At 65.8% G+C, this 21,761-nt stretch carries 20 protein-coding genes; 17 read left to right on the top strand and 3 right to left on the bottom strand.

The window, feature by feature from the left end:
- Positions 1–43: 43 nt before the first annotated feature.
- The 8 genes from ISX93_RS05250 to ISX93_RS05215 all read left to right on the top strand — a co-directional run bounded on the left by ISX93_RS05250 (position 44) and on the right by ISX93_RS05215 (position 6,812).
- Positions 44–1,714 (top strand): AMP-binding protein, encoded by a 1,671-nt coding sequence (locus ISX93_RS05250; RefSeq protein ID WP_258166940.1) that lies wholly within the window; start codon positions 44–46, stop codon positions 1,712–1,714.
- 3 nt (positions 1,715–1,717) lie between these two features.
- Entirely contained in the window at positions 1,718–2,164 is a 447-nt protein-coding gene (locus tag ISX93_RS05245) for a hotdog fold thioesterase (protein WP_195777648.1), read from the top strand.
- A 66-nt stretch (positions 2,165–2,230) separates the two neighbouring features.
- Positions 2,231–3,037, top strand: coding sequence for an alpha/beta fold hydrolase (locus ISX93_RS05240; protein WP_195777647.1), 807 nt, complete (start codon positions 2,231–2,233; stop codon positions 3,035–3,037).
- The gene (locus ISX93_RS05235) at positions 3,034–3,897 is read left to right on the top strand and encodes an alpha/beta fold hydrolase (RefSeq protein ID WP_195777646.1); all 864 of its coding nucleotides are present in this window, start codon (positions 3,034–3,036) and stop codon (positions 3,895–3,897) included. Before ISX93_RS05240 ends, ISX93_RS05235 begins: the two co-directional genes overlap by 4 nt.
- Positions 3,898–3,946: 49 nt before the next feature.
- Entirely contained in the window at positions 3,947–4,609 is a 663-nt protein-coding gene (locus ISX93_RS05230; RefSeq protein WP_195777645.1) for a glutathione S-transferase family protein, read from the top strand.
- 8 nt (positions 4,610–4,617) lie between these two features.
- Positions 4,618–5,421: a DUF4892 domain-containing protein gene (locus ISX93_RS05225; RefSeq protein WP_195777644.1), complete on the top strand. Its 804-nt coding sequence runs from the start codon at positions 4,618–4,620 to the stop codon at positions 5,419–5,421.
- A gap of 69 nt (positions 5,422–5,490) precedes the next feature.
- Entirely contained in the window at positions 5,491–6,534 is a 1,044-nt protein-coding gene (locus ISX93_RS05220; protein ID WP_195777708.1) for an AI-2E family transporter, read from the top strand.
- Between the two features lie 11 nt (positions 6,535–6,545).
- Positions 6,546–6,812 (top strand): hypothetical protein, encoded by a 267-nt coding sequence (locus tag ISX93_RS05215; protein ID WP_229732071.1) that lies wholly within the window; start codon positions 6,546–6,548, stop codon positions 6,810–6,812.
- 33 nt (positions 6,813–6,845) lie between these two features.
- Here the strand turns inward: ISX93_RS05215 and ISX93_RS05210 are convergent, their stop codons facing one another.
- Positions 6,846–7,184, bottom strand: a complete 339-nt coding sequence (locus ISX93_RS05210; protein ID WP_195777642.1) for a hypothetical protein — start codon at positions 7,182–7,184, stop codon at positions 6,846–6,848.
- A gap of 133 nt (positions 7,185–7,317) precedes the next feature.
- Between ISX93_RS05210 and ISX93_RS05205 the strand changes: the two genes are divergently transcribed.
- The 5 genes from ISX93_RS05205 (at position 7,318) to ISX93_RS05185 (ending at position 12,856) form a co-directional block, all read left to right on the top strand.
- The gene (locus ISX93_RS05205; protein ID WP_195777641.1) at positions 7,318–8,235 is read left to right on the top strand and encodes an AAA family ATPase; all 918 of its coding nucleotides are present in this window, start codon (positions 7,318–7,320) and stop codon (positions 8,233–8,235) included.
- A complete protein-coding gene (locus ISX93_RS05200; protein WP_374987649.1) occupies positions 8,232–9,194 on the top strand; it encodes a DUF58 domain-containing protein in 963 nt (320 codons plus the stop codon). Before ISX93_RS05205 ends, ISX93_RS05200 begins: the two co-directional genes overlap by 4 nt.
- Positions 9,191–11,191 carry a transglutaminase TgpA family protein gene (locus tag ISX93_RS05195; protein ID WP_195777639.1) on the top strand — a complete coding sequence of 667 codons (2,001 nt, stop codon included), beginning with the start codon at positions 9,191–9,193 and terminating at the stop codon, positions 11,189–11,191. Before ISX93_RS05200 ends, ISX93_RS05195 begins: the two co-directional genes overlap by 4 nt.
- Positions 11,188–11,949: a CHAD domain-containing protein gene (locus tag ISX93_RS05190; RefSeq protein ID WP_195777638.1), complete on the top strand. Its 762-nt coding sequence runs from the start codon at positions 11,188–11,190 to the stop codon at positions 11,947–11,949. Before ISX93_RS05195 ends, ISX93_RS05190 begins: the two co-directional genes overlap by 4 nt.
- A 109-nt stretch (positions 11,950–12,058) precedes the next feature.
- Positions 12,059–12,856 carry an acyl-CoA thioesterase gene (locus ISX93_RS05185; protein ID WP_195777637.1) on the top strand — a complete coding sequence of 266 codons (798 nt, stop codon included), beginning with the start codon at positions 12,059–12,061 and terminating at the stop codon, positions 12,854–12,856.
- 2 nt (positions 12,857–12,858) lie between these two features.
- Here ISX93_RS05185 and ISX93_RS05180 read toward each other — a convergent pair whose 3' ends face one another.
- Positions 12,859–13,689, bottom strand: a complete 831-nt coding sequence (locus ISX93_RS05180) for a TatD family hydrolase (protein WP_195777636.1) — start codon at positions 13,687–13,689, stop codon at positions 12,859–12,861.
- A gap of 179 nt (positions 13,690–13,868) precedes the next feature.
- Here ISX93_RS05180 and ISX93_RS05175 point away from each other — a divergent pair, with 179 nt between their 5' ends.
- From ISX93_RS05175 to ISX93_RS05160, 4 genes are all read left to right on the top strand, one after another.
- Entirely contained in the window at positions 13,869–15,260 is a 1,392-nt protein-coding gene (locus ISX93_RS05175) for a transglycosylase SLT domain-containing protein (RefSeq protein WP_195777635.1), read from the top strand.
- Positions 15,261–15,368: 108 nt separating this feature from the next.
- Positions 15,369–17,492, top strand: coding sequence for a DNA helicase RecQ (gene recQ, locus ISX93_RS05170; protein ID WP_195777634.1), 2,124 nt, complete (start codon positions 15,369–15,371; stop codon positions 17,490–17,492).
- Between the two features lie 338 nt (positions 17,493–17,830).
- Positions 17,831–19,921 carry a FimV family protein gene (locus tag ISX93_RS05165; RefSeq protein ID WP_195777633.1) on the top strand — a complete coding sequence of 697 codons (2,091 nt, stop codon included), beginning with the start codon at positions 17,831–17,833 and terminating at the stop codon, positions 19,919–19,921.
- Positions 19,922–20,001: 80 nt separating this feature from the next.
- Positions 20,002–20,289 carry a SelT/SelW/SelH family protein gene (locus tag ISX93_RS05160; protein ID WP_195777632.1) on the top strand — a complete coding sequence of 96 codons (288 nt, stop codon included), beginning with the start codon at positions 20,002–20,004 and terminating at the stop codon, positions 20,287–20,289.
- 19 nt (positions 20,290–20,308) lie between these two features.
- Here ISX93_RS05160 and ISX93_RS05155 read toward each other — a convergent pair whose 3' ends face one another.
- Positions 20,309–21,697, bottom strand: coding sequence for an adenylate/guanylate cyclase domain-containing protein (locus ISX93_RS05155; RefSeq protein ID WP_195777631.1), 1,389 nt, complete (start codon positions 21,695–21,697; stop codon positions 20,309–20,311).
- Positions 21,698–21,761: the final 64 nt, after the last annotated feature.

Raw genomic sequence — 21,761 nt, 5'->3', positions numbered from 1 at the left:
AGTGCTTGGTTGGCAAATACAGTGTCGGATGGGGAGGTGTGGTTTGAGTGCATATCAGTTGCCGCTGGAAGTTTTCTACGAGCGCGAGGCGCGTCATCCGAACAAGCGCTACATGGTTCAGCCGCTTGCCGATGGCAGCATCGAGGAGCTCAGCTGGTCCGAGGTGGGCGAGCAGGCACGCCGCGCCGCCAACTGGCTGCGAGGCCTCGATATCGAGCAGGGCAGCCGCGTTGCCATCATTTCGAAGAACTGCGCGCACTGGATCATCGCCGATCTGGCCATCTGGATGGCCGGCATGGTGTCGGTCCCGCTGTACCCCAACCTGACCGCCGAGTCGGTTCGCCAGATCATGCAGCATTCCGAGGCCCGGGTAGCCTTCATCGGCAAGCTGGATGACTGGCCGGCGATGGCTCCGGGGATCCCCGATGGCGTGCCTTGCGTGGGTTTGCCGCTGCGCCCGGAAGGCAAGTTCGATCTGCTCTGGAGCGACCTGCAGGCCTCCACGCCGATCCGTGACAATCCGCTGCCGGCCGCCGATCAGTTGGCCACCATCATCTATACCTCCGGCACCACCGGCATGCCGAAAGGCGTCATGCACAATTTCAGCAACTTCGCCTTTGCCGCCAGCAACGGCCGGGAGATGTTTGCCGTTCAGGAAACCGACCGGGTGCTGTCCTACCTGCCGCTGTGCCACGTGGCGGAGCGCAGCTTTGTCGAGATGTCCTCGCTGTACGGCGGGCTGGAAATCTTCTTTGCTGACAGCCTGGACACCTTTGTCGAGGATATCCGCCGGGCCAGGCCCACCGTGCTGTTCGCGGTACCGCGGATCTGGACCAAGTTCCAGATGGGCGTGCTGGCGAAGATGCCCGCCAGGCGCCTGGATTTCCTCCTGAGTCTGCCCGTGATCGGGCGCCTGGTCGGGCGCAAGGTGCTTGCCGGTCTTGGTCTGGACGCAGTGCGTTTCGCCCTGTCCGGCGCTGCACCGACACCGCCGGCGCTATTCGACTGGTACCGCCGGCTGGGCCTCGAATTGCTCGAGGTGTATGGCATGACCGAGAACTGCGGTTACTCCCACGTGTGCCGGCCGGGCAAGGTCAAGCCGGGCTGGATCGGCCAGAATTGTCCCGGCGTCGAGGTGCGCATCAGTGCCGAAGGCGAAGTGCTGGTGCGCAGCGAGGCGACCATGCAGGGCTATTTCAAGGAGCCGGAAAAGACCGCCGAGGCACTCACGCTGGATGGCGCGCTGCGCACCGGTGACAAGGGTGAGCAGGACGAGGAAGGCAATCTGCGCCTGACCGGGCGCATCAAGGAAATCTTCAAGACCAGCAAGGGCAAGTTCGTCGCGCCGGCGCCGATTGAAAATCGCATGGCCGTGGATACCCGCCTGGAGCAGATCTGCGTGGTCGGCGAGGGCATGGTGCAACCCCTGGCGATCTGCGTGCTGTCGGCCACGGCACGGGCAGCGGCGGCCAATAATGGACGTGCCGAACTTGAAGCCAACCTCAAGGCGCTGGTGACACGGATCAACGGCGAACTGGACAAACATGAGCAGATCCGCGGGGTCGTGCTGGTCAAGGATGTCTGGGCGGTTGAGAATGGCTTCCTGACCCCCACCCTGAAGATCAAGCGCGCGGTGATCGAGAGCGCCTACGGCGCGCACTTCGAGGATTGGCTGCAGCGCTGCGATGCAGTGCTCTGGCATGAACAGGACTGACTGATGGCGATATGGCGTGAAACACCCGACCTGCAACGGGTCAATGCAATGCAGAAGAACACCATTTCGGAGCTGCTGGATATTCGCTTCGAGGCGTTCACCGATGACTCGGTCAGCGCCAGCATGCCGGTCGATGCGCGCACGCATCAGCCGTATGGCTTGCTGCATGGCGGTGCCTCGGTGGTGCTGGCCGAGTCACTGGGCTCGATGGCCAGCGCGCTGTGTATCGATACCGCGCGGTTTTACTGCGTCGGTCTGGAGGTCAATGCCAACCACCTGCGTGGCCTGCGCAGTGGCCGGGTCACTGCCGTGGCCCGACCGGTGCATCTGGGGCGCACCACGCACGTCTGGGATATCCGCCTGAGTGGCGAGGACGGCAAGACCAGTTGCATCTCGCGGCTGACCGTGGCGGTGGTGCCGCTGGGCGAGAACGCGCCAGCGCTCGGCTGACAGCCTCACTGCCGTGCGGGCTGGTTCGCTGCGGCTTTTCCCGGCAACTGCAGATTCTGGACGGACATGTCGCAAGCGATTTTCTTTGCCCACGCCAACGGCTTTCCCTCGGCGACCTACAGCAAGCTGTTCAGCGCGCTGCAGCCCGGCTACCGGATTCATTCGCTGGTGCAGCACGCCCATGACCCGCGCTTTCCGGTGGGGGAAAACTGGGAAAGCCTGGTCGATGAGCTGATTCATCACCTGCAGCAGCTCGACGGGCCGGTCTGGGGTGTCGGGCATTCGCTGGGCGGTGTGCTGCACTACCATGCGGCGCTACGCCAGCCGCAACTGTATCGCGGCCTGGTGCTGCTCGACTCGCCCCTGCTCGGCTGGGCCGAGTGCCTGTTGCTGCGCATGGCCAAGCGCTTCGAGCTGATGGACCGCATCACTCCGGCCGGGCGTACCCTGGGGCGGCGCGAACGCTTTACCGATCGCCGCGAGGCTCGCGATTACTTTGCCGGGAAATCCCTGTTTCGCTATTTCGATCCCGCTTGCCTGGATGCCTATGTCGAGCACGCGCTGGTGCCCGCCGGTAGCGACCTGCGCCTGCGCTTCGATCCGGCGGTGGAAGTCAGCATCTATCGCAATGCACCACATGCCAGCCCGGGCCGTCCGCAGCAACTGCAGTTGCCGCTGGCCCTGGTGCGCGGGCGCCACAGCCGGGTGGTCAGGCCGTACCATGCCAGGCAGGTCAGGCGCCTGCCACAGGGCGAGTATCTGACCGTGGCGGGCGGCCACATGTTTCCGCTGGAGCAACCGCAGGCCACCGCCGAGTTGCTGCTTTCACTGATACAGCGCTGGGGCCAGGGCGCCGCGCAGGAGAAGTCATGACTGTCCAGGTTGAAGAGATCCGCTTGAATCTGCCGCATATCGAAATGGCTGCGCACCTGTACGGTCCTGAAGACGGGCAGCCGGTGATTGCCCTGCATGGCTGGCTGGACAATGCGGCGACGTTCAGCCGGCTGGCGCCCCTGTTGCCGGGCTTGCGCATCCTGGCGCTGGATTTCGCCGGGCATGGCTATTCGGCGCATCGGCCGGCCGGCGCCAGCTACCTGCTCTGGGACAACGGGCTGGATGTGCTGCTGGTGGCGCAGGCCATGGGTTGGGAGCGGTTTTCCCTGCTGGGCCATTCGATGGGCGCGATCGTCGCGGTGCTGCTGGCCGCCGCGATGCCCGAGCGGGTCGAGCGGCTGGCGCTGATCGATGGCCTGACGCCCTACACCGGCGAGGCCGAGCAGGCCCCGGTAAAGCTCGGTGAGGCCCTGCGCGCGCAACTGGCTCTGGCGGGCAAGAAAAAGCCGGTGTACGCCGAGGTCGAGCAGGCCGTGGCCGCGCGCATGAAGGGCGTCGGTTCGGTCACCCGCGAGGCCGCCGAGCGGCTGGCGCAGCGCGGACTGATGCCGGTTGCCGGCGGCTATACTTGGCGCAGCGACAGCCGCCTGACGCTGGCCTCGCCGATCCGCCTGACCCGAGCGCATGCCCAGGCCTTTCTGCAGCAGATTCGCTGCCCGGTCAGCCTGGTCCTTGCCGAGCAGGGCATGCTGGCGCACGAGCCGGGCATTCAAGCCCTGCTGCAAGGCTTGCCATTTCAGGTGCACACCCGCGCTGGCGGGCATCACCTGCATCTGGATGACGAGGCGGGGGCGCAGGCTGTCGCAGACTGTTTCAATCCGTTCTTTGCCGGCGCTTGACTTGCCCTGGTGATCTGCGGAGTCTGGGCAGCCTCAGAGGAGCTTGACCATGATCGACCTGTACACCGCCGCCACCCCCAATGGCCACAAGGTATCCATCCTGCTGGAAGAGCTGAACCTGCCCTACGCGGCGCATGTCTTGTCCTTCGACAAGCAGGAACAGAAGGCCCCGGCGTACCTGAAGATCAATCCCAATGGGCGGATTCCGGCCATCGTCGACCGGGACAATGACGATTTTGCCGTGTTCGAATCCGGCGCCATTCTGATCTATCTGGCCGAAAAGACCGGCCAGCTGCTGCCACAGGACCCCAAGGGCCGCTCCCGCGTGATCCAGTGGCTGATGTTCCAGATGGGTGGCATCGGACCGATGCAGGGCCAGGCCAACGTGTTCTTCCGCTATTACCCGGAAAAGCTGCCAGGCCCGATTGCCCGCTACCAGCATGAAACCCGCCGTCTCTACGAAGTGCTGGACACCCGCCTGGGTGAGGTCGAATACCTGGCCGGGGACTACAGCATTGCCGATATCGCCAGCTATCCGTGGGTGCGCATCCATGCGTGGGCGGGTGTCGAGGTGGATGGCCTGGAACATCTGCAACGCTGGCTGCGGCTGGTCGGCGAGCGCCCGGCGGTGCAGCGCGGGCTGCTGGTTCCGCAGCGTGACCCGGCTCCCGAGCAGGTCCTGAAAAGCGCCCAAAGCATATTGACCCGATAGTCGCCAAAATGACCAAACTGCTTATCAGTCTGCTGTTGTTCAGCAACCTGGTGCTGGCCGCCGATCAGCCTGGCAGCCAGGATTTGCCGGTCCTGCCGCGCTTCCCCCATGCGCAGATCGTCTACTCGGTCAGCACCCCCGACGCAGAACGCACCTACCCGCAAAGCGCGATCCGCCGCATCAGCAACCAGCTGCGGATCGAGCAGCCGGTCGAGGTCGCCGGCCTGTTGACCGCCTTGACCTATCAGTTGCCTGCCGGGCACGCGGCCTCGGAGGCCTTCAGCGCGGCGCGCAAGGCCTTGCTGGCCGGAGGCGCCGAGCCCTTGTACTGGTGCGAGGGGCGCGATTGTGGCTCCAGCAGCCAGTGGGCCAACGCGATCTTCGGCAACGCGCAACTCTATGGCCCGGACGACCAGCAAGCCTATCTGCTGGTGCGCCTGGCGTCGCCACGGCACAACAGCCTGCTGGCGCTGTACGGGATTACCCGGGGCAACCGCCGCGCCTACCTGCACGTCGAACAACTCGACTCGAGCAGCTCGATTGCCGAGCTGCTGCCGACGCCGGCCACCCTGCTGCGCGAGCTGAAGAGCAGCGCAGTGTTGCGCCTGCCCGGCCTGCCGCAGGTGCCGGATGCCCGCTGGGTCGAGGTCCTGGCGCGCACCCTCAAGCTGGACAGCACCTTGCCGGTAACCCTCAGCGGTGCAGGCGCCGCAGCTTGGCGCGAGGCATTGCTGGGTCAGGGCATAAATGCGAGTCGCCTGCTGCCGGGTGACAGTACTGCGGCTGGCTTGCAACTGGAGATTCGGCGATAAACGCCTTACTGAGCGGTAAGCCCGGGAGTTCCGTCTGTGGATAACGATCGCCTGCTGGTGCAGATTCTCATGCTCGGCCTGCTGGCCGCCAGCCTGTGGGTGTTGGCGCCATTCTGGTCGGCGCTGTTCTGGGCGGCGGTGCTGGCTTTCGCCAGCTGGCCGCTGATGCGCCTGCTGACGCGCTGGCTGAATGGCCGCGAAACGGCGGCGGCGGCGCTCCTGACTGCTGGCTGGATGCTGCTGGTGGCGGTGCCGCTGACCTGGCTGGGCTTCAACCTGGCCAGCCATGTACGGGATGCCGAGGAACTGCTCAGAAGCCTGCAGGCCGACGGCTTGCCACCACCGCCGGCCTGGCTGCCCGGCTTGCCGCTGGTGGGCCAGCGCCTGAGCGAGATCTGGATCAGCATCGACCAGCAGGGCGCCGCCCTGTTTGCCGGGCTCAAGCCCTATCTGGGCGAGATGGGCAACTGGGTGCTGGCGCGCAGTGCGCAGATTGGTGGCGGGGTGATCGAGCTGGTGCTCAGCCTGGTGCTGGTGTTCTTCTTCTACCGCGATGGTCCGCGGTTGGCCCTGCTCTTCGAGCATGCGCTGGAACGACTGATTGGCGAGCGGGCGGCGCACTACCGGCAGCTGATCGCCGGTACCGTGCAGCGGGTGGTCAACGGGGTGATCGGTACGGCCGCCGCACAAGCGATCCTGGCGCTGATCGGCTTTCTCATCGTCGGTGTCCCCGGCGCGGTGCTGCTGGGCATCCTGACCTTCGGCCTGAGTCTGATTCCGATGGGGCCGCCACTGTTGTGGATACCTATCTGCGCCTGGCTCGCCTACCATGGCAGCTACGGCCTGGCGATCTTCCTGGCGGCGTGGGGTACCTTTGTCGTCAGCGGCGTGGACAATATTCTCAAGCCCTACCTGATCAGTCGTGGCGGCAACCTGCCGCTGGTGGTGGTGCTGTTCGGTGTGTTCGGCGGCTTGCTGGCGTTCGGTTTCATGGGCCTGTTCCTTGGCCCGGTACTGCTGGCGGTGGCCTTCAGCCTGATCAACGACTGGATCGCCCACGGGGCCAGGGCCAGAGGCATTTCAGAACATTCAGAAACGGAGCGCAAGCAATGAACAAAGTCATCATGGTTACCCTGGGCAGCCTGCTGTTGCTCGCTGGATGCGCCAGCAGCGGCTCGGGCAAGAGTGCCTGCGACAGCGAGTTGAGCACGGCCTGGAAGGAGCTGGATGTGGCCAAGGCGGAAGGCATGGCCGGTGGAGTCAGTTATTCGCAGGCGCTGGTGTTTCTGACGGCGGCCAAGGCCGACCAGGCAATGGAATCCTATGGTGGCTGCCTGGATTCAGCCAAGAAGGCGCGTTTCTACATCAGTGAGTCCCGCGCCGGGCGTTGACGGTCCCCTGCAGCCGCGATTGCCTGCCAGCTCTCAGGGGTTGGTCAGCGCCGAGTTGGAATCGTTGATCGCGTTGCAGGTGTCCGGATTCAGGCACCAGGTGATATAGACCGCCTGCTTGCCGCAGCCGCGCACGCCAATGGTGTATTCGGTGCGCTCGTAACCCCACGCCGAGAGGGGCTGGCTGACCTTGCTGGAAATCAGGGTTGACTGGGCATCCGGGCAGTTCAGGTCGAATGCCGCACGGGCCATGGTGGTCTTCATCGCGGCAGCCTGATTCTGCTCCAGAAATTGCTGGTTGCTCTGGCAACCCGCCAGCCCGCCCAGTACCAGCAGGCCGCCCAGTAGTTTGATTGTTTGCATTGCGCGCATGGTTGCCACTCCTCGGTTAGGAAAATGCGCTTAAAGTATAGGTCGGCGTTTCGCTGGCCGGCAAAGCGAGCCGGCGGCTATGCGCGCTGCGCCAAGCCCAGTAGCATCGGCAGTCCAATCAAGGAGACCGCGGATGCTCAAGCCTTTGGAAGACTGCCTGCAGGCAGTGAACCGTGTCGTGCTCGGCAAGGAGCCGCAGGTCCGCCTGGCGCTGACCTGCCTGCTGGCGCGTGGCCACCTGCTGATCGAAGACCTGCCGGGGATGGGCAAGACCACCCTCAGTCACGCGCTGGCTAGGGTGCTGGGGCTGAGTTACCAGCGCATCCAGTTCACTTCCGACCTGTTGCCCGGCGACATTCTCGGTACCTCGGTGTTCAATCGCGATACCAGCCAGTTCGTCTTTCATCCTGGGCCGATCTTTGCCGAACTGGTGCTGGCCGACGAGATCAATCGCGCCACCCCGAAGAGCCAGAGCGCGCTGCTTGAGGCCATGGAGGAAGGGCAGGTGACCATCGAGGGTGCTACCCGGCCGCTGCCGCAGCCGTTCTTCGTGATCGCCACGCAGAATCCGGTCAGCCAGGGCGGTACCTTCGCCCTGCCGGAGTCGCAACTGGACCGCTTTCTGATGCGCCTGTCGCTTGGTTATCCGGCGCGGCTCGCCGAGAAGGCCCTGCTGCAGGGGCAGGCGCGTCGCGAGCTGCTGCCGCAACTGCAACCGGTGCTCGATCATGCGGCGCTGGCCGCGCTGCAGGCCGCGGTGCCGAACATTCGCGCCAGCGATGCCTTGCTCGAGTATGTGCTGCGTCTGGTTGAGGCCACGCGCAGCCAGGCGCAGTTTGCCTGGGGCCTGTCGCCGCGCGCCAGCCTGGCGCTGCTGGCGGCGGCGCGGGCCTGGGCGCTGCTGGCCGGACGGGATTACGTGATTCCCGAAGATGTGCAGGCCGTACTGCCTGCCGTGGTAGGCCATCGCCTGCGCGAGCGGACCGATCCGACCGGGCATGATGCCGGTTCGCTGGTGCAGTGGCTGCTGCGCGAGGTGCCGGTGCTTTGAGCCTGGTCAACTGGTACCGGTCGCGCTGGCAACGCTGGCTGCACCGGCGCATTCCGCCAGCGACCAGTGTGCGTCTGGATCAGCGGCGCATCTTCATCATTCCCAGTCGCAGCGGCGCCGCCTTTGGTGGTGCGCTGGCGCTGATGCTGCTGGTCGGGATCAATTACCAGAACAGCCTGGCCTACGGCCTGACCTTCTTTCTGCTCGCGGTGTTTGTCGTGGCCATTCTGCACACCTACCGCAATCTGGCCGGCCTGACCCTGCAGGCCGGTGGGTGCGCGCCGGTGTTTGCCGGCGAGCAGGCGGCGTTCCGCATCCGCCTGCTGGCTGCAGAGCATCCGCATCAGGCCCTGGCGCTCGGCTGGCCACCGGCGCCGGCGCAGCTGCTGGATGTGCCTGCGCAAGGCATCGCCGAGTGCGCGCTGAATCTCCCGGCCAACCGGCGCGGCTGGTTGCGTCCGCAGCGCCTGCGCGTCGAAAGCCAGTTTCCCCTGGGCTTGCTGATGGCCTGGAGCTGGGTCGATCTGGAGCAGGCGGCGCTGGTCTATCCGCAGCCGCTGCCGGGCGCCTTGCCCTTCAGCGCCGGCGGCGGCGCTGCGCTGGAAGATGCAGGTGCCCGCGCCAGCGCCCAGGGTGCCGATGATTTTCAGGGGCTGCGCAGCTTTCAGCCCGGCGATGCGCAGACGCGCCTGCACTGGAAGGCGTTTTCCCGCGGCCAGGGGCTGCTGGTGAAAGACTTCGTCAGCCTGGCCGGTCGCGAACGCTGGCTCGACCTGCAGGCGCTGGAGGGCGATGTGGAAACCCGCCTGTCACTGCTCTGCTACTGGGTGCTGCGGCTCAGCGAAAGCCAGCAGCCCTTCGGCCTGCGCCTGCCCGGCCGGGAAATTGCCCTCGACAGCGGGGTGGCCCACCGCGATGCCTGTTTGCAGGCGCTGGCGTTGCACGGCTTGCCGGCATGAGCAGCCTGCAGCCGATTCCGCGGATCAGCCTGATCTGGCTGCTGGTCGCCCAAGTGCTGGTGATCATCCCGCACCTGGGCCATCTGCCGCCCTGGATCATCGGCCTGTGGCTGTTCTGCGCCGGCTGGCGCCTGCAGGTTTTTCGCATGCGCGCCGGTTACCCGAATGCCTGGGTCAAGGCCCTGCTGATGCTGCTGGCCGGGTTTGGCGTGTTCTTTTCGCGTGGCAGCCTGATCGGTGTGGAAGCCGGCACGGCCCTGCTGGTCGCCGCCTTCATTCTCAAGCTGGTGGAGATGCGCAGCCGGCGGGATGCGCTGGTGCTGATCTTCCTCGGCTTCTTTACCGTGGTCACCGCCTACCTGTTCGATGACAGCATGCTGCTGGCGGCCTACAGCCTGTTGCCCGTGTGTGCCCTGCTGGCCGCGCTGATCGGGCTGCAGCAGTCGCTGTTCGCCGAGCAGCCGCTGGCCACCCTGCGCCTGGCGGCGGGCATGCTGCTGCAGGCGTTGCCGCTGATGCTGCTGCTGTTCGTGTTTTTCCCGCGGATCGAGCCGTTGTGGAGCATGCCCTCGCTGAACGGCAGGGGCGTGTCGGGGCTCTCCGACAGCATGGCGCCGGGCGATATCGCCGAGCTGAGTCGTTCCGCCGCGCTGGTCTTCCGTGCCAGCTTCAACGGTCCGCTGCCGGCGCGCGGCCAACTCTACTGGCGCGCGCTGACCATGGAACGTTTCGATGGCCGGCGCTGGTCGCAGTCCCCGGCCGCTACGCTGGCGCCCCGGCCGGCATGGCAGCCGCAGGGCGAGCCCTGGCGCTACAGCCTGGTCATGCAGCCGAGCGAGCGGCAGTGGCTGTTCGGCCTGGACGTGGCCCAGACCGACTTGCCCGGCGCGCGGCAGTTGAGCGATTTCAGCCTGCAGGCGGCGGTACCGGTCGAGCGCAGCCTGTTGTATCAGGTCGAGTCGTGGCCGCAGGCCGTGCGCGAGCCTGAGGCGACTGCCGCCAGCCTGCAGCGCAACCTGCGCCTGCCGGCCAGCGGCGATCCGCGTACGCGGGCCTGGGCAGCCGAATTGCACCAGCAACATCCGCAGACCGCTGCGCTGGTGCAGGCAGTGCTGCAACACTTCAATCGCCAGCCATTCTTCTACACGTTGCGGCCGCCGCCTGTCGGGCGCGACAGCGTGGACGGCTTTCTGTTCGACACGCGCAGCGGCTTCTGCGCGCACTACGCCGGGGCCATGACCTACCTGCTGCGGGCGGCCGGCATCCCGGCGCGGCTGGTGGCGGGATACCAGGGCGGAGAGGTCAATCCGGCGGGCAACTATATCTCGGTGCACCAGTTCGATGCGCATGCCTGGGTCGAATACTGGCAGCCTGGCACGGGCTGGCAGAGCGTCGATCCAACCTTCCAGGTGGCACCCGAGCGGATCGAGCAGGGTCTGGAAGAGGCCTTGCGCGGCGAGGGCAGTTTTCTCGAGGACTCGCCGTTTTCGCCATTGCGCTACCGGCACCTGGCCTGGCTGAACAACCTGCGCATGGGCTGGGACAGCATCAATTACGGCTGGCAGCGCTGGGTACTGGGCTACCAGTCCGCTGCGCAGGTGGATCTGCTGCGGCGCTGGTTCGGCGAGGTGCGCGCCGGGCGCCTGGCCATCGCTCTGGTCGGTGGCGGCGGGGCGCTGCTCGGCCTGCTGGGGCTGTGGTTGTTCAAGCCCTGGCGGGGCCGTCGTGCACCGCAGCAGCGGCAGTTCCGGCGCTTCGAGCACTTGCTGGCCCGGCACGGCCTGCGCCGTGCCACCGGCGAGGGGCCGCGCGACTTCGCGGCGCGCGCCGCACGCCAGCTGCCGGCCCAGGCTGCGCTGATCGAGGATTTTCTGTGCCGCTGGGAAGCCCAGTACTATGCTGGGCAACAGGCCGATCTGTTGCTGTTGCGCCAGGCCCTGCGTGCGTTGCGCCGGGCCCTGCCGTGGCGCTTCACGCGACCTCCGGAGCAACCATGAAGCGCTTTGCCGAGACCCTGCTGGTACGCATCGAGATGCTGGATATCCGTCTGCGCAGCTGCCATGCGCGGCTGGCCGATGCCAGTGATGCCGAAGCGCTGCATGACCAGCGGATCTGCCTGCGGACCCTGCGCAGCCTGCTGCGCCCGTTGCGCGGGTTGCCGCTGATCGATCTGCTGGAACCGGCGGCTGCCGCGCTGGGCCGGCGCAGCAACGCGCTGCGCGAGCTGCAGGTGTTCGTCGCCGAGCTTGAGCGGCAGGGTTTGTCCGCCGCTGCAGCCGAGCGCAGGCAGGGGCTGCAGCCGGCAATCGAGCAACTGCTGGGTTGCCCCGAGCTGGCGCAGCTGCTCGAACTGCTCGATGGTTTTCCACGGATATGGCGCCTGGCGGGTCGTGAAGGCTACCTGCGCGGCCTGCGCCAGCGCATCCGCCGCCAGTTCCGCCGCGACCTGCGCAAGCTGCCGCGCTCCCTGCACGCTGCGGGGGATGACCTGCATGCCTTGCGCCTGCGGGTCAAACGACTGCGCTATGGTTGTGCGGTCTACCCCGGGTTGAGCCGGCTCAGCTCGGACCAGCAGAAGCTGCTGCAAGAGATGCAGCAGGCTCTGGGCGACTGGAATGACTGCCAGCACTGGCTTGGCAGCATCCGCCAGGATGCCCGCCTCGAGTGCTGCCGCGCCGCCTGGCAGGCGCATGCAGAGGCCGCGGCGAACCGCGCGGCAAGCCTGCTGCAGCGTTTCTCGCGCCAGCAAGGCTGAACCGCCAGGCGGATAGCTGGTTATTTCCCCGGCTTATTCTGCCGCGATTCCGGCCGCAAAGGTCCAGGCATCCCTTATCATCGGCGGCCTGACTGCACGGGAGCCGCCAATGACTTTTCCCCAATTGCTGCAAGCACTGCACGCCAATCCGGCGCAGGTGCTCATCCCCGCCAGTTGGGCCAATGGCCGCGCGAGCTTTGGCGGTCTGGTCGCCGCACTGGTCTATGAAGCCATGCGCCTGCGGGTGCCAGATGGCCGGCCGCTGCGCTCGCTGGCGATCACCTTCGTCGGCCCGGTGGCGCCGGAGGTACCGGTGAGTTTCGAAGCCGAGGTGCTGCGCGAAGGGCGTGCCGTCAGCCAGGTGCTCGGCCGCGCCGTGCAGGATGGCCAGATTGCCGCGCTGGTACAGGGCAGCTTTGGGGCGGCGCGGACCTCGCAGATCAGCGTCACCGGCGAGCGCGCCCCGCAGATCAGGCCCGTCGCCGAATGCCCGGAACTGCCTTACCTCAAGGGCCTGACTCCCGAGCTGATCCAGCACCTGGCGATGCGCTGGGCAGTCGGTGGCATGCCCTTCAGCAACAATCCGTCGCGGGAAATGAGCGGCTGGGTGCGCCTGCGCGACGAGTCACTCGACGAGGTGTTGAGCGAGGCCCATCTGCTGGCCCTGGTGGATGCCTGGCCGCCGGCGGTGCTGCCGCACCTGAGCAGTTTTGCCCCGGGCAGTTCGCTGACCTGGACCATCGAGTTCATGCAGCCGGCACCGGCCATGCACAGTGCCGACTGGTGCCAGTACCGCGCGCTGATCGAGCATGCCCAGGATGGTTACGGGCACATTGCTGCGTCGTTGTGGGCGCCTTCCGGCGAACTGGTGGCGATCAGCCGGCAAACCGTGGTGGTGTTCGGCTGAGGCTATGGCTGCCCGGTGCCCTGTTGATCTGGCAGGTCGGGCAGGACGAACAGTTGCCGCGCACAGGCTGTCGTATGCGCGGCCAGTTGGGCGGGCGTTTCGCCGCGATTCCGCGCCACTTCCTGCAGGACCAGCGGCAGATAGGCTGGCTCGTTCTGCCCGTTCTTCGGCTTCGGCCGCAGCGTACGCGGCAGCAGGTAGGGCGCATCGCTTTCCAGCAGCAGGCGGCCTTGCGGGATCTGTCCGACCAGCGGGTGCAGGTGGGTGCCGCGGCGCTCGTCGCAGATCCAGCCGGTGATGCCGATGTGCAGGTCCAGGTCGAGGTAGCCGTAGAGGGCGGGCTTGTCGCCGGTGAAACAGTGCACCACGGCGGCCGGCAGGCGGTCGCGGAACGGCCGCAGGATCGCCAGCAGGCGTGCGCTGGCATCGCGCTCATGCAGGAACACCGGCATGCCCAGTTCGACGGCCAGCTCCAGCTGTGCCTCGAGGGCTTTTTCCTGCTGCGCGCGCGGTGCGAAATCACGGTTGAAGTCCAGCCCGCATTCGCCCACGGCGCATACCCCGGGCTGCCTGAGCAGCTCGCCCAGATCGGCGGCCACGCTGCTGTTCCAGTCACTGGCCTGGTGCGGGTGGACGCCGGCGGTGCTGAACAGGCGCTGGCCGGCGGGATCCAGCTGGGCGCGCAGCTCCAGGGCCTGCCGGCTGTCCTGCAGGTCGGTGCCGGTCAGGATCAGTTGCACCACGCCGGCGGCATAGGCTCTTTCGAGGAGTGCCGCAGCCTCACGGGCCAGGCTGGGGTGCGTCAGGTTCACGCCGATATCGATCAGCTGCATGGTCGGTTCTCGCCGGGCGGGAGGCGCAGCATAGCAAACCGCTGGCTGGTGCAAAAAAGCAATGATTACATTGGCTTGCGCAATGATCCGGGCGCCCCGGGCTGGTGACCCGGCAATGGCTGTGCGACCCTGCGCGCCCATCCTTGTGTTGTCAGCGCATTGTTTCGGAGCGGATTGCCATGCGGCCACTGCTGTTACTGCTTGCCTTGCTCTGCCTGTCGCTGCCGGCCGCTGCCCGGCTGGCGGACCCGGTGGAACCGCAGGTTGCCGCCAAGGCGCCGCGTGACCTGGCGCAGATTCGCGACAGCGGCGAGTTGCGGGTGCTGGTCAACCAGAGTCGCAATACCTATGCAAGCGTACGCGGGCAACCGACCGGCAGCGAGAACCTGCGCCTGGAGGCCTTCCTGCAGTTTCTCAACCAGCCGCGCGGTGGCACCACGCGGCCCGTCACGCTGAAGGTCATCCCGTTGCCCAAGGAACAGCTGCTGGCGGCCATGCAGCGCGGCGAGGGCGACCTGCTGGTGCCCGGGGAAACCCTGGATGTGTCCGCCGTGGGCGATCTGCTGGCCACCCAGCCGATCATCCCGCAGGTGCCCATGGTGGTTGTCACGCGCCAGGGACAGCGCCGCTATCAGCATGTCGAAGAGCTCGCCGGGCGCATGCTGGTTCTGCCGGCCGGGAGTGCGGCGCTGCCGGCAATCCTGCGGCTCAACCAGCAGTTGCGCGAGCAGCGGCAACCACCGCTGATGATCGAATGGGCCGATTCCAGCCTGGCCAGCGAGGACGTGCTGGAGATGGTGGCGGCAGGCATATACCGGCTGGCGGTGGTTGACCTGCCGCTGGCCGAGCGCTGGGCCAGGGTGCTGCCGGGGCTGCGCATCGACCGCCAGCTGGTGCTCGACACGTCGTCCGACTGGGTCTGGATGGTCCGGCGCGAGGCGCCAATCCTGCTCGCCAGCGCCAATTTCTTCCTGCGCAACTACAGTCCGCCGGCCTCGGCCGATGCGGCCTTCCAGCGCGCCTATCGCGGCCAGTACAAGGTGCGCAACCCGCTGTCGGCCGCCGACCAGCGCCGCCTGGAAAAACTCCGGCCGGTATTGCAGCGGCATGCCGGCGCGCAGCAGTTCGACTGGCTGCTGCTGGCCGCGCTGGCGTACAAGGAGTCCAGCCTGAATCCGGCCGCGCGCGGCAAGGGCGGCCCCCTCGGACTGATGCAGATCACTCCGGCAGCGGCGCGCTCGGTGGGTGTTTCGAATATCCAGCAGCTGGACAACAACGTGCAGGCCGCCGCCAGGTACCTGGCCAGGTTGCGGCGCAACTTTGCCAACCCGCAGATCGCCGAACGCGAACGCCTGGCCTTCACCCTGGCCGCGTACAACCTTGGCCCGCAACGGGTCCAGGCCATGCGCGCCGAAGCCCGGCGTCGCGGGCTGAATGCCAACCAGTGGTTCTTTCAGGTGGAACGGGTTGCCGCCGAGCAGCTCGGCCTGCAGCCGGTCACGTACGTGAACAGCCTGAACAAGTATTACCAGGCGTTTGCCGAGCAGCGCGATTTCCTCGAGCCGCGCTAGTGTCCGGATGACCGCTGCGGCGAACCAGCGGCCAGCCAGAAGCCGATCAGCGTAATGCCGGGACGCGCGGCGCTGACGTATACTGCGCAGCCTGCAAACGGAGTTGTCATGCTCGATCAGGCTCAAAAAGTTCTCAAGGCGGTGTTTGGCTACGATGCCTTTCGTGGCAAGCAGGCGGCCATCATCGAGCGGGTGGCGCGAGGTGGTGACGCGCTGGTGCTGATGCCCACCGGCGGTGGCAAGTCGCTGTGCTTCCAGGTGCCCGCGCTGCTGCGCGAAGGCCTGACAGTGGTGGTGTCGCCGCTGATTGCGCTGATGGATGACCAGGTGGCGACCCTCGACGAACTGGGCGTGGCGGCGGCGGCGCTGAACTCGACGATGGATGCCGGTCAGCAGCGCGAGGTGGCCGAGCGGATTCGCCGCGGCGAGATCAAGCTGCTCTACCTGGCCCCGGAACGCCTGGTGCAGCCGCGCATGCTGGCCTTTCTGCAGGGCCTGCAGATTGCCCTGTTTGCCATCGACGAGGCGCATTGCGTGTCGCAGTGGGGGCACGATTTCCGTCCCGAATACCTGCAACTGGGCCAGCTGGCCGAACTGTTTCCGGCGGTGCCGCGGATTGCGCTGACCGCCACGGCCGACCTGCGCACCCGCGAAGAGATCGTCCAGCGCCTGCACCTGGAACAGGCCGAGCGCTTTCTGGCGAGTTTCGACCGGCCGAACATCTTCTACCGCATCGTGCCCAAGGAGCAGCCGCGCAAGCAGTTGCTGGCATTCCTCGCCGACCGCAAGGGCGATGCCGGGATTGTCTACTGCCTGTCGCGCAAGAAGGTCGAGGAAGTCGCGGCGTTTCTCGCCGAGCAGGGCTACCCGGCCTTGCCCTATCACGCCGGGCTGAACAATGACCTGCGCGCCCAGCATCAGAAGCGCTTCCTCAATGAGGAGGGGCTGATCATGGTTGCCACCATTGCCTTCGGCATGGGCATCGACAAGTCCAACGTGCGCTTCGTCGCCCACCTCGACCTGCCCAAGTCCCTGGAAGCCTATTACCAGGAAACCGGCCGTGCCGGTCGTGACGGCCTGCCTGCCGATGCCTGGATGGCCTACGGGCTGCAGGATGTGGTGATGCTCAAGCAGATGCTGAACAACTCCGAAGGCGATGAACGGCACAAGCGGGTCGAGCAGCACAAGCTGGAGGCCATGCTGGCGCTGTGCGAGGAGATCCGTTGCCGGCGGCAGGCCCTGCTGGCGTATTTTGACGAGGAAATGCCCCAGCCCTGCGGCAATTGCGACAACTGTGTCGACGGGGTGCAGACCTGGGATGCCACCGAGCCGGCGCGCCAGGCGCTCTCGGCGATCTTCCGCAGTGGCCAGCGCTACGGCGTCGGACACCTGCTGGATATCCTGCTCGGCCGCGACAACGAGCGGGTGCGCACCATGGGCCATCAGCACCTGACGGTGTTTGGGGTCGGCAAGGCGCTGGGCGAGGCGGAGTGGCGCTCGCTGTTTCGCCAGCTGGTGGCGCGCGGGCTGGCGGATGTCGATCTGGAGGGCTATGGCGGCCTGCGCCTGAGCGAGAAGTGCCGGCCGTTGCTGCGCGGTGAAGTCAGCCTGCAGTTGCGCCGGGACCTGGTCAGCAAGTTGCCGAAGGTCTCCTCGAGCAGTGCCAGCCAGCTGGTACGCAGCGACGAGCGCGTGCAGTGGGAAGCCCTGCGCAGCCTGCGGCGCAAGCTGGCGGAAGAGCACAGCGTGCCGCCTTACGTGATCTTTCCCGACTCGACCCTGCTGGACATGCTGCGCCAGCAGCCCGCCAGCCTGGCCGAAATGGCCCGGGTCAGCGGTGTCGGCGCGCGCAAGCTGGAGCGCTATGGCGAGGCCTTCCTGGCCGTGCTGGCGGCCGGCGATGCTGCACCCGTGGCCGTGGTTGACCTGCGCCACGAGCTGGTCAGCCTGGCCCGCGCGGGCATGACCCCGGCGCAGATCGCCAGCCAGCTGAAGTGCACGGAAAAGAATGTCTACAGCCTGATGGCCGAGGCCATCGCCCGCCAGCAGCTGTCGCTGGAGCAGGCGCTGGACCTGCCGGAAGCGTTGCTCGGCGAGATTCAGGAGGCTTTTCTCGACGGCGAAGGGCAGCTGCCCAGTGTCGCCGCGATTGCCCCGGGGTTTTCCGGGCGCGTCAGCGAGGGCGTGCTGCACTGTGTCAGGGCGGCCTTGCAGGCTGAATTCGAGGCCTGAGGGTGACGGGGAAGACCGGTTGTCCGAAGGTTCTTGCCGGCCGGGTCCTGATCCAGGGTTGAACCGGTTCAGGCAGTGGCTGATGCGCAGGTCTGGCGATTTGTTGACGGGTTTCCAGGTTGTCGCCAATTCTCCGTCAGGGGGTTGATGGCTAATCCACTTGACCTGGGGCTATCCTGCAGGTGGCTCCGCTGGAGTGGTTGTTTAGCGGTGTTTGCCGATGGGCGGTAGGCAAGAACCAAGTAAAGTATCTGCTGGCAAGCAGACTTCAAACGACTGAAAGCAACGCAGAGCAAGTGTTTGTCCGGCCAGATTGCGCTGGATAGTGTGGAGGTTGTATGGCGCGGGTTCGTAAAATCATCCTGTCGATCGCTTCAGGCTCGGTTCTCTATTCGGGAATGGCGCCGGCGGTTGGTCTGGGCGAGATAACCATCAATTCGGCGCTCAATCAGCCGCTTGAGGCGGAGATCGAACTGCTTCAGGTTGGCGATCTGAGCGAGCAGGAAATGCGCATTGCCCTGGCCTCGCCGGACGCCTTCATGCGCGCCGGGGTTGAGCGTCCGCTGTTTCTCGACGACTTGCGCTTTACCACGCTGCTGCGCGGCAGCAAGAGCGTCATCCGGGTAGTTTCAAGCAAGCCGATCAGGGAGCCCTACCTGAACTTCGTGGTCGAGATGACCCGTCCGACAGGCCGGGTCCTGCGTGAATACACCTTGCTGATCGATCCGCCGGAGGCCTTGGCCGATCGCCCGCAGGGGGTCGGTTTCCAGCGCCGCGCAGAGACACCGGCCTCGCGCATGCAGTTGCCGGCAGTCAGTACGCCGCCCGCAGTCGTGCAGGGCAATACCTACAGAGTGTTGCGCGGTGACAGTTTGTGGAAGATTGCCAAACGCGTGCAGGCCGCTGGTGGCCAGGCCGAGCTGGCCCGATTGATGGCCGATATTCATGCATTGAACCCGCAGGCGTTTGTCGGTGGTGATAGCGAGCGCCTGATTGCCGGTGCAACCCTGCTGCTGCCGGACCAGCTCAGCCATGCGGGTGGCGCCGCTGCTGCGTCCAGTGCTGCGCCCTTTGCAGCAAGCGCACCGGCGCCCTCGGCGCCGGTCGTGGGGCCCGGTGCCGGGCAGCTGGCGGATGCGGCAGGCGTTGCCGGTGTGCAGCGGCAGCTGGACGCGGTGCTGGCTACCCAGGAGCAGGAGCGCTTGCAGTTGCAGCAACAGCTCGACGAGCTGCACAGCCAGCTGGCAAGCCTGCGCCAACAGGTAGCCAGCAAGAATGAACAGGTTGAAGCCCTGCAGGCCCGGATCCTGGTGCAGCCTGCGCCGCCCGCCGGGTCCGTGCCAGTTGCCGCGCAACCATCAGCGGCGGTGCCGAGTGAAACGCCAGCGCCTGTCGGCGAGAACCCGTTCGGCTGGATCCCCGGCTGGCTGCTGGGGTTGCTGGGCGGCAGCCTGCTGTCGGCCATGGCTGGCGGAATCCTCTGGTGGCGCCGGCGCGAGCCAGACGATGGGCCCGAGCGGATTTTCGCCGATTATCAGAAAACCCGCTCAACCACGCCAATGACACCTGCACGTGTCCGGGTTGCCCCGCCAGTCGAGCCGATGGCAGAGCATCCCGGCGTTCAGGCCGGCGAATCCCATTCGGTCAACGTTGCGCAGCCGGATGCGCTGGATGGCGCCAACATCTACCTGGCCTATGGTCGTCTGGATGAGGCGCGGGAGGTACTTCAGCGTACGTTGGAGAAACAGCCGGCACGCAACGATGTCCGTCTGCGCCTGCTGGAATTGCTGGCAAAGATGGGCGACAGCGCGGCCTTTGCCGAGCATGAGCAGCTGCTGCTGAGCAATGCCGGCGATCCTGAGCGACTCGCACACATCAAGTCGGCCCATCCCGAGCTGGCAGCCGGCAAGGCGGAAGATCTTCTGCACGATCCGCTGGCCAAGCCTGATCAGGCGGTCACGCCACAGGCCGGCAATGACGTGCTGGATGATCTGCCGCTGAACCTGGACCCGTTGCCCCTGGATACCGATTGGGGGGTGGTCGGTGCGCTTGAATCGGCGGCAACCGCTCAGCCGCCGATGTTCGATGACGATAGCCTGTTCGGCCAGCTGGAGCTGCCGGAGGTCAACGACATATCCGCCGTGCCCGAGGCCCTGGACACGTTTGCCAACTTGCAGTCCAAGGCCATGTCCGCGCCTGCGCCCGAGCATGCTTCCAGCGATCCGTTCGGCGAGGATCACCGGCACCTGGGGCGCAATCTCGATCATCTGGCCAGCCATCCGCAGAGCCTTTCCCGGCTGAACATGGCCCTGGCCTACATCGATCAGGGCGATCTGCCGAGTGCCTGCGCTATCCTCAATCAACTCATCAGCGACGGTGATGACCGGCAGCGTCAGGAAGCCCGTGCGATTCTTGCGCGCATCGCCTGATTGTCGGGGTTGAGCCAGCGCCGCCGGGTCAGTCCTGGCGGCGTTGTCGTTGATGGATCTGGCGCAAGGAGGGCAGTGCCATGCCGGACAAGGCGGTAATCGACATCACCTATTGCACGCAGTGCCAATGGTTGCTGCGTGCCGCCTGGCTGGCGCAGGAGCTGCTCAGCAGCTTTCCCGACGATCTGCAGCGGGTCGCACTGGTGCCGGCCACCGGCGGGGTGTTCCGCATTACCTGCAATGGCCGGCAGATATGGGAGCGCAAGGCCGACGGCGGCTTTCCCGAGGCCAGGGTACTCAAGCAGCGGGTGCGTGACCTGATCGATCCGGGGCGCGATCTGGGCCACAACGACAGGCCCCAGGCCTGACGCGGCCGCTGCCAAACTGCTAGCGGATGATCTTGTCGCGCAGCTGCTCGGCGGCCTGGTTCAGTGCCTGGATCACCCGATCCTTGTCAAAGTTCTGGATGCTGTTGGTATCCAGGTACATGGAGAAGCCGGGCAGTTCGTGCTCGAGGTAGCTGGAGGTGGCGCCCAGGTCGCGGCGGAAATCCACCACCTGATAGACCTGTACCGGCCGGCTGAAACCCTTGACGCTGGCCTGACCCTTGTCACGGCACATGATCACATCCTTGACCAGCGAGTAGGTCTCGTGGGAGATGAGGATTTCCCCGGCCTCGGAGTTGCTTTCCAGGCGGCTGGCCAGGTTCACTTCGCGGCCGATAATGGTGTAGTCCATGCGGGTATCGGCGCCAAAGTTGCCCACGGTACAAAAGCCGGTGTTGATTCCCATGCGGATTTCCAGCGGCTTGGTGATGCCGCGGGCCCGCCACTGCTGGCGCAGCACCTTCATGTGCTTGCGCATGGCGATGGCCATGGAGACTGCGGCCACGGCATCTTTTTTCGCGCCCTGGGTATTGGGGTCGCCGAAGAACACCATCACGCTGTCGCCAATGAACTTGTCGATGGTGCCGCCGAACTTGAGGGCGATCTTCGACATTTCGTTGAGGTAATTGTTCAGCAGTTCGGTCAGTGCTTCGGCTTCCATTTCCTCGGTCAGCTCGGTGAAACCCTGGATGTCGGAAAAGAATACGCTGAGCTTCTTGCGCTGGGTTTCCAGACGAACCGTCTTCTTGCCGCTGAAGATCGATTCCCATACCTGCGGCGAGAGGTACTTGGCCAGGTTGCGGGCGAGGCGGGCGGCTTTTTCCTGCTCGCGCTTGAGTTCGTTGCGGGCGGCGCGCAGATGCAACCCCTGCTGGTAAATGAAGTGGGCGATCAGGCAGATGAAGAAGGCGGAGAAGAGGATACTGACGATCGATACCGTGGTCGGCACCGCCAGTTGCGGTGGATTGCCGAGAGCCAGGCCGAGCAGGCCGGCGCAGGCGCCGCTGACCAACAGTACCAGCAGCATTTGCCGCAGGCCGCCGATGATCATGGCGATAAAGCACAGGGTCAGCAGCATCATCAGGCCGGGAACCGCAGCGTAATCGATCAGGGCGATGGCCAGCCCGGTATTCACGGCGTCGAGCAGGGTCAGGGCCAGGCTGACTTCCAGGGGGTACTTGTTGCGCAAGCCCCGGCTGAGCACCTGCGCCAGGTGCGGATAGATCAGCGCATAGGGCACCATCCACAGGATCGTATAGCTGAAGTGATGCATGTAGGTGCCGGCCGCAATCGCGGCAGCAGCACTCAGGTAGGCGAGAATCCGCGAATAATATTCGCGCAGTAGCTGGTTTGCGTGCGAATTGATCAATGTCGAAGTGCCAAGTGCCATGTCAGTGAGAAGTACCGTGGTTGTGCCTGCCTCTCATCGAGAGGCATTTGCGAAGGTGTAGGGC

The organism is Pseudomonas sp. N040 (assembly GCF_015637705.1).
GTDB lineage: Bacteria > Pseudomonadota > Gammaproteobacteria > Pseudomonadales > Pseudomonadaceae > Aquipseudomonas.
This window is presented reverse-complemented; position numbering and strand designations above follow the sequence as displayed.

What these genes read in the sequence shown, in the direction of transcription:
- ISX93_RS05245 (WP_195777648.1), top strand. Translation starts at nt 1,718, where the DNA reads ATGGCGATATGGCGTGAAACACCCGACCTGCAACGGGTCAATGCAATG.
- ISX93_RS05240 (WP_195777647.1), top strand. Translation starts at nt 2,231, where the DNA reads ATGTCGCAAGCGATTTTCTTTGCCCACGCCAACGGCTTTCCCTCGGCG.
- ISX93_RS05235 (WP_195777646.1), top strand. Translation starts at nt 3,034, where the DNA reads ATGACTGTCCAGGTTGAAGAGATCCGCTTGAATCTGCCGCATATCGAA.
- ISX93_RS05230 (WP_195777645.1), top strand. Translation starts at nt 3,947, where the DNA reads ATGATCGACCTGTACACCGCCGCCACCCCCAATGGCCACAAGGTATCC.
- ISX93_RS05225 (WP_195777644.1), top strand. Translation starts at nt 4,618, where the DNA reads ATGACCAAACTGCTTATCAGTCTGCTGTTGTTCAGCAACCTGGTGCTG.
- ISX93_RS05220 (WP_195777708.1), top strand. Translation starts at nt 5,491, where the DNA reads ATGCTCGGCCTGCTGGCCGCCAGCCTGTGGGTGTTGGCGCCATTCTGG.
- ISX93_RS05215 (WP_229732071.1), top strand. Translation starts at nt 6,546, where the DNA reads ATGGTTACCCTGGGCAGCCTGCTGTTGCTCGCTGGATGCGCCAGCAGC.
- ISX93_RS05210 (WP_195777642.1), bottom strand. Translation starts at nt 7,184, where the DNA reads ATGCGCGCAATGCAAACAATCAAACTACTGGGCGGCCTGCTGGTACTG.
- ISX93_RS05205 (WP_195777641.1), top strand. Translation starts at nt 7,318, where the DNA reads ATGCTCAAGCCTTTGGAAGACTGCCTGCAGGCAGTGAACCGTGTCGTG.
- ISX93_RS05195 (WP_195777639.1), top strand. Translation starts at nt 9,191, where the DNA reads ATGAGCAGCCTGCAGCCGATTCCGCGGATCAGCCTGATCTGGCTGCTG.
- ISX93_RS05190 (WP_195777638.1), top strand. Translation starts at nt 11,188, where the DNA reads ATGAAGCGCTTTGCCGAGACCCTGCTGGTACGCATCGAGATGCTGGAT.
- ISX93_RS05185 (WP_195777637.1), top strand. Translation starts at nt 12,059, where the DNA reads ATGACTTTTCCCCAATTGCTGCAAGCACTGCACGCCAATCCGGCGCAG.
- ISX93_RS05180 (WP_195777636.1), bottom strand. Translation starts at nt 13,689, where the DNA reads ATGCAGCTGATCGATATCGGCGTGAACCTGACGCACCCCAGCCTGGCC.
- ISX93_RS05175 (WP_195777635.1), top strand. Translation starts at nt 13,869, where the DNA reads ATGCGGCCACTGCTGTTACTGCTTGCCTTGCTCTGCCTGTCGCTGCCG.
- recQ (WP_195777634.1), top strand. Translation starts at nt 15,369, where the DNA reads ATGCTCGATCAGGCTCAAAAAGTTCTCAAGGCGGTGTTTGGCTACGAT.
- ISX93_RS05165 (WP_195777633.1), top strand. Translation starts at nt 17,831, where the DNA reads ATGGCGCGGGTTCGTAAAATCATCCTGTCGATCGCTTCAGGCTCGGTT.
- ISX93_RS05160 (WP_195777632.1), top strand. Translation starts at nt 20,002, where the DNA reads ATGCCGGACAAGGCGGTAATCGACATCACCTATTGCACGCAGTGCCAA.
- ISX93_RS05155 (WP_195777631.1), bottom strand. Translation starts at nt 21,697, where the DNA reads ATGGCACTTGGCACTTCGACATTGATCAATTCGCACGCAAACCAGCTA.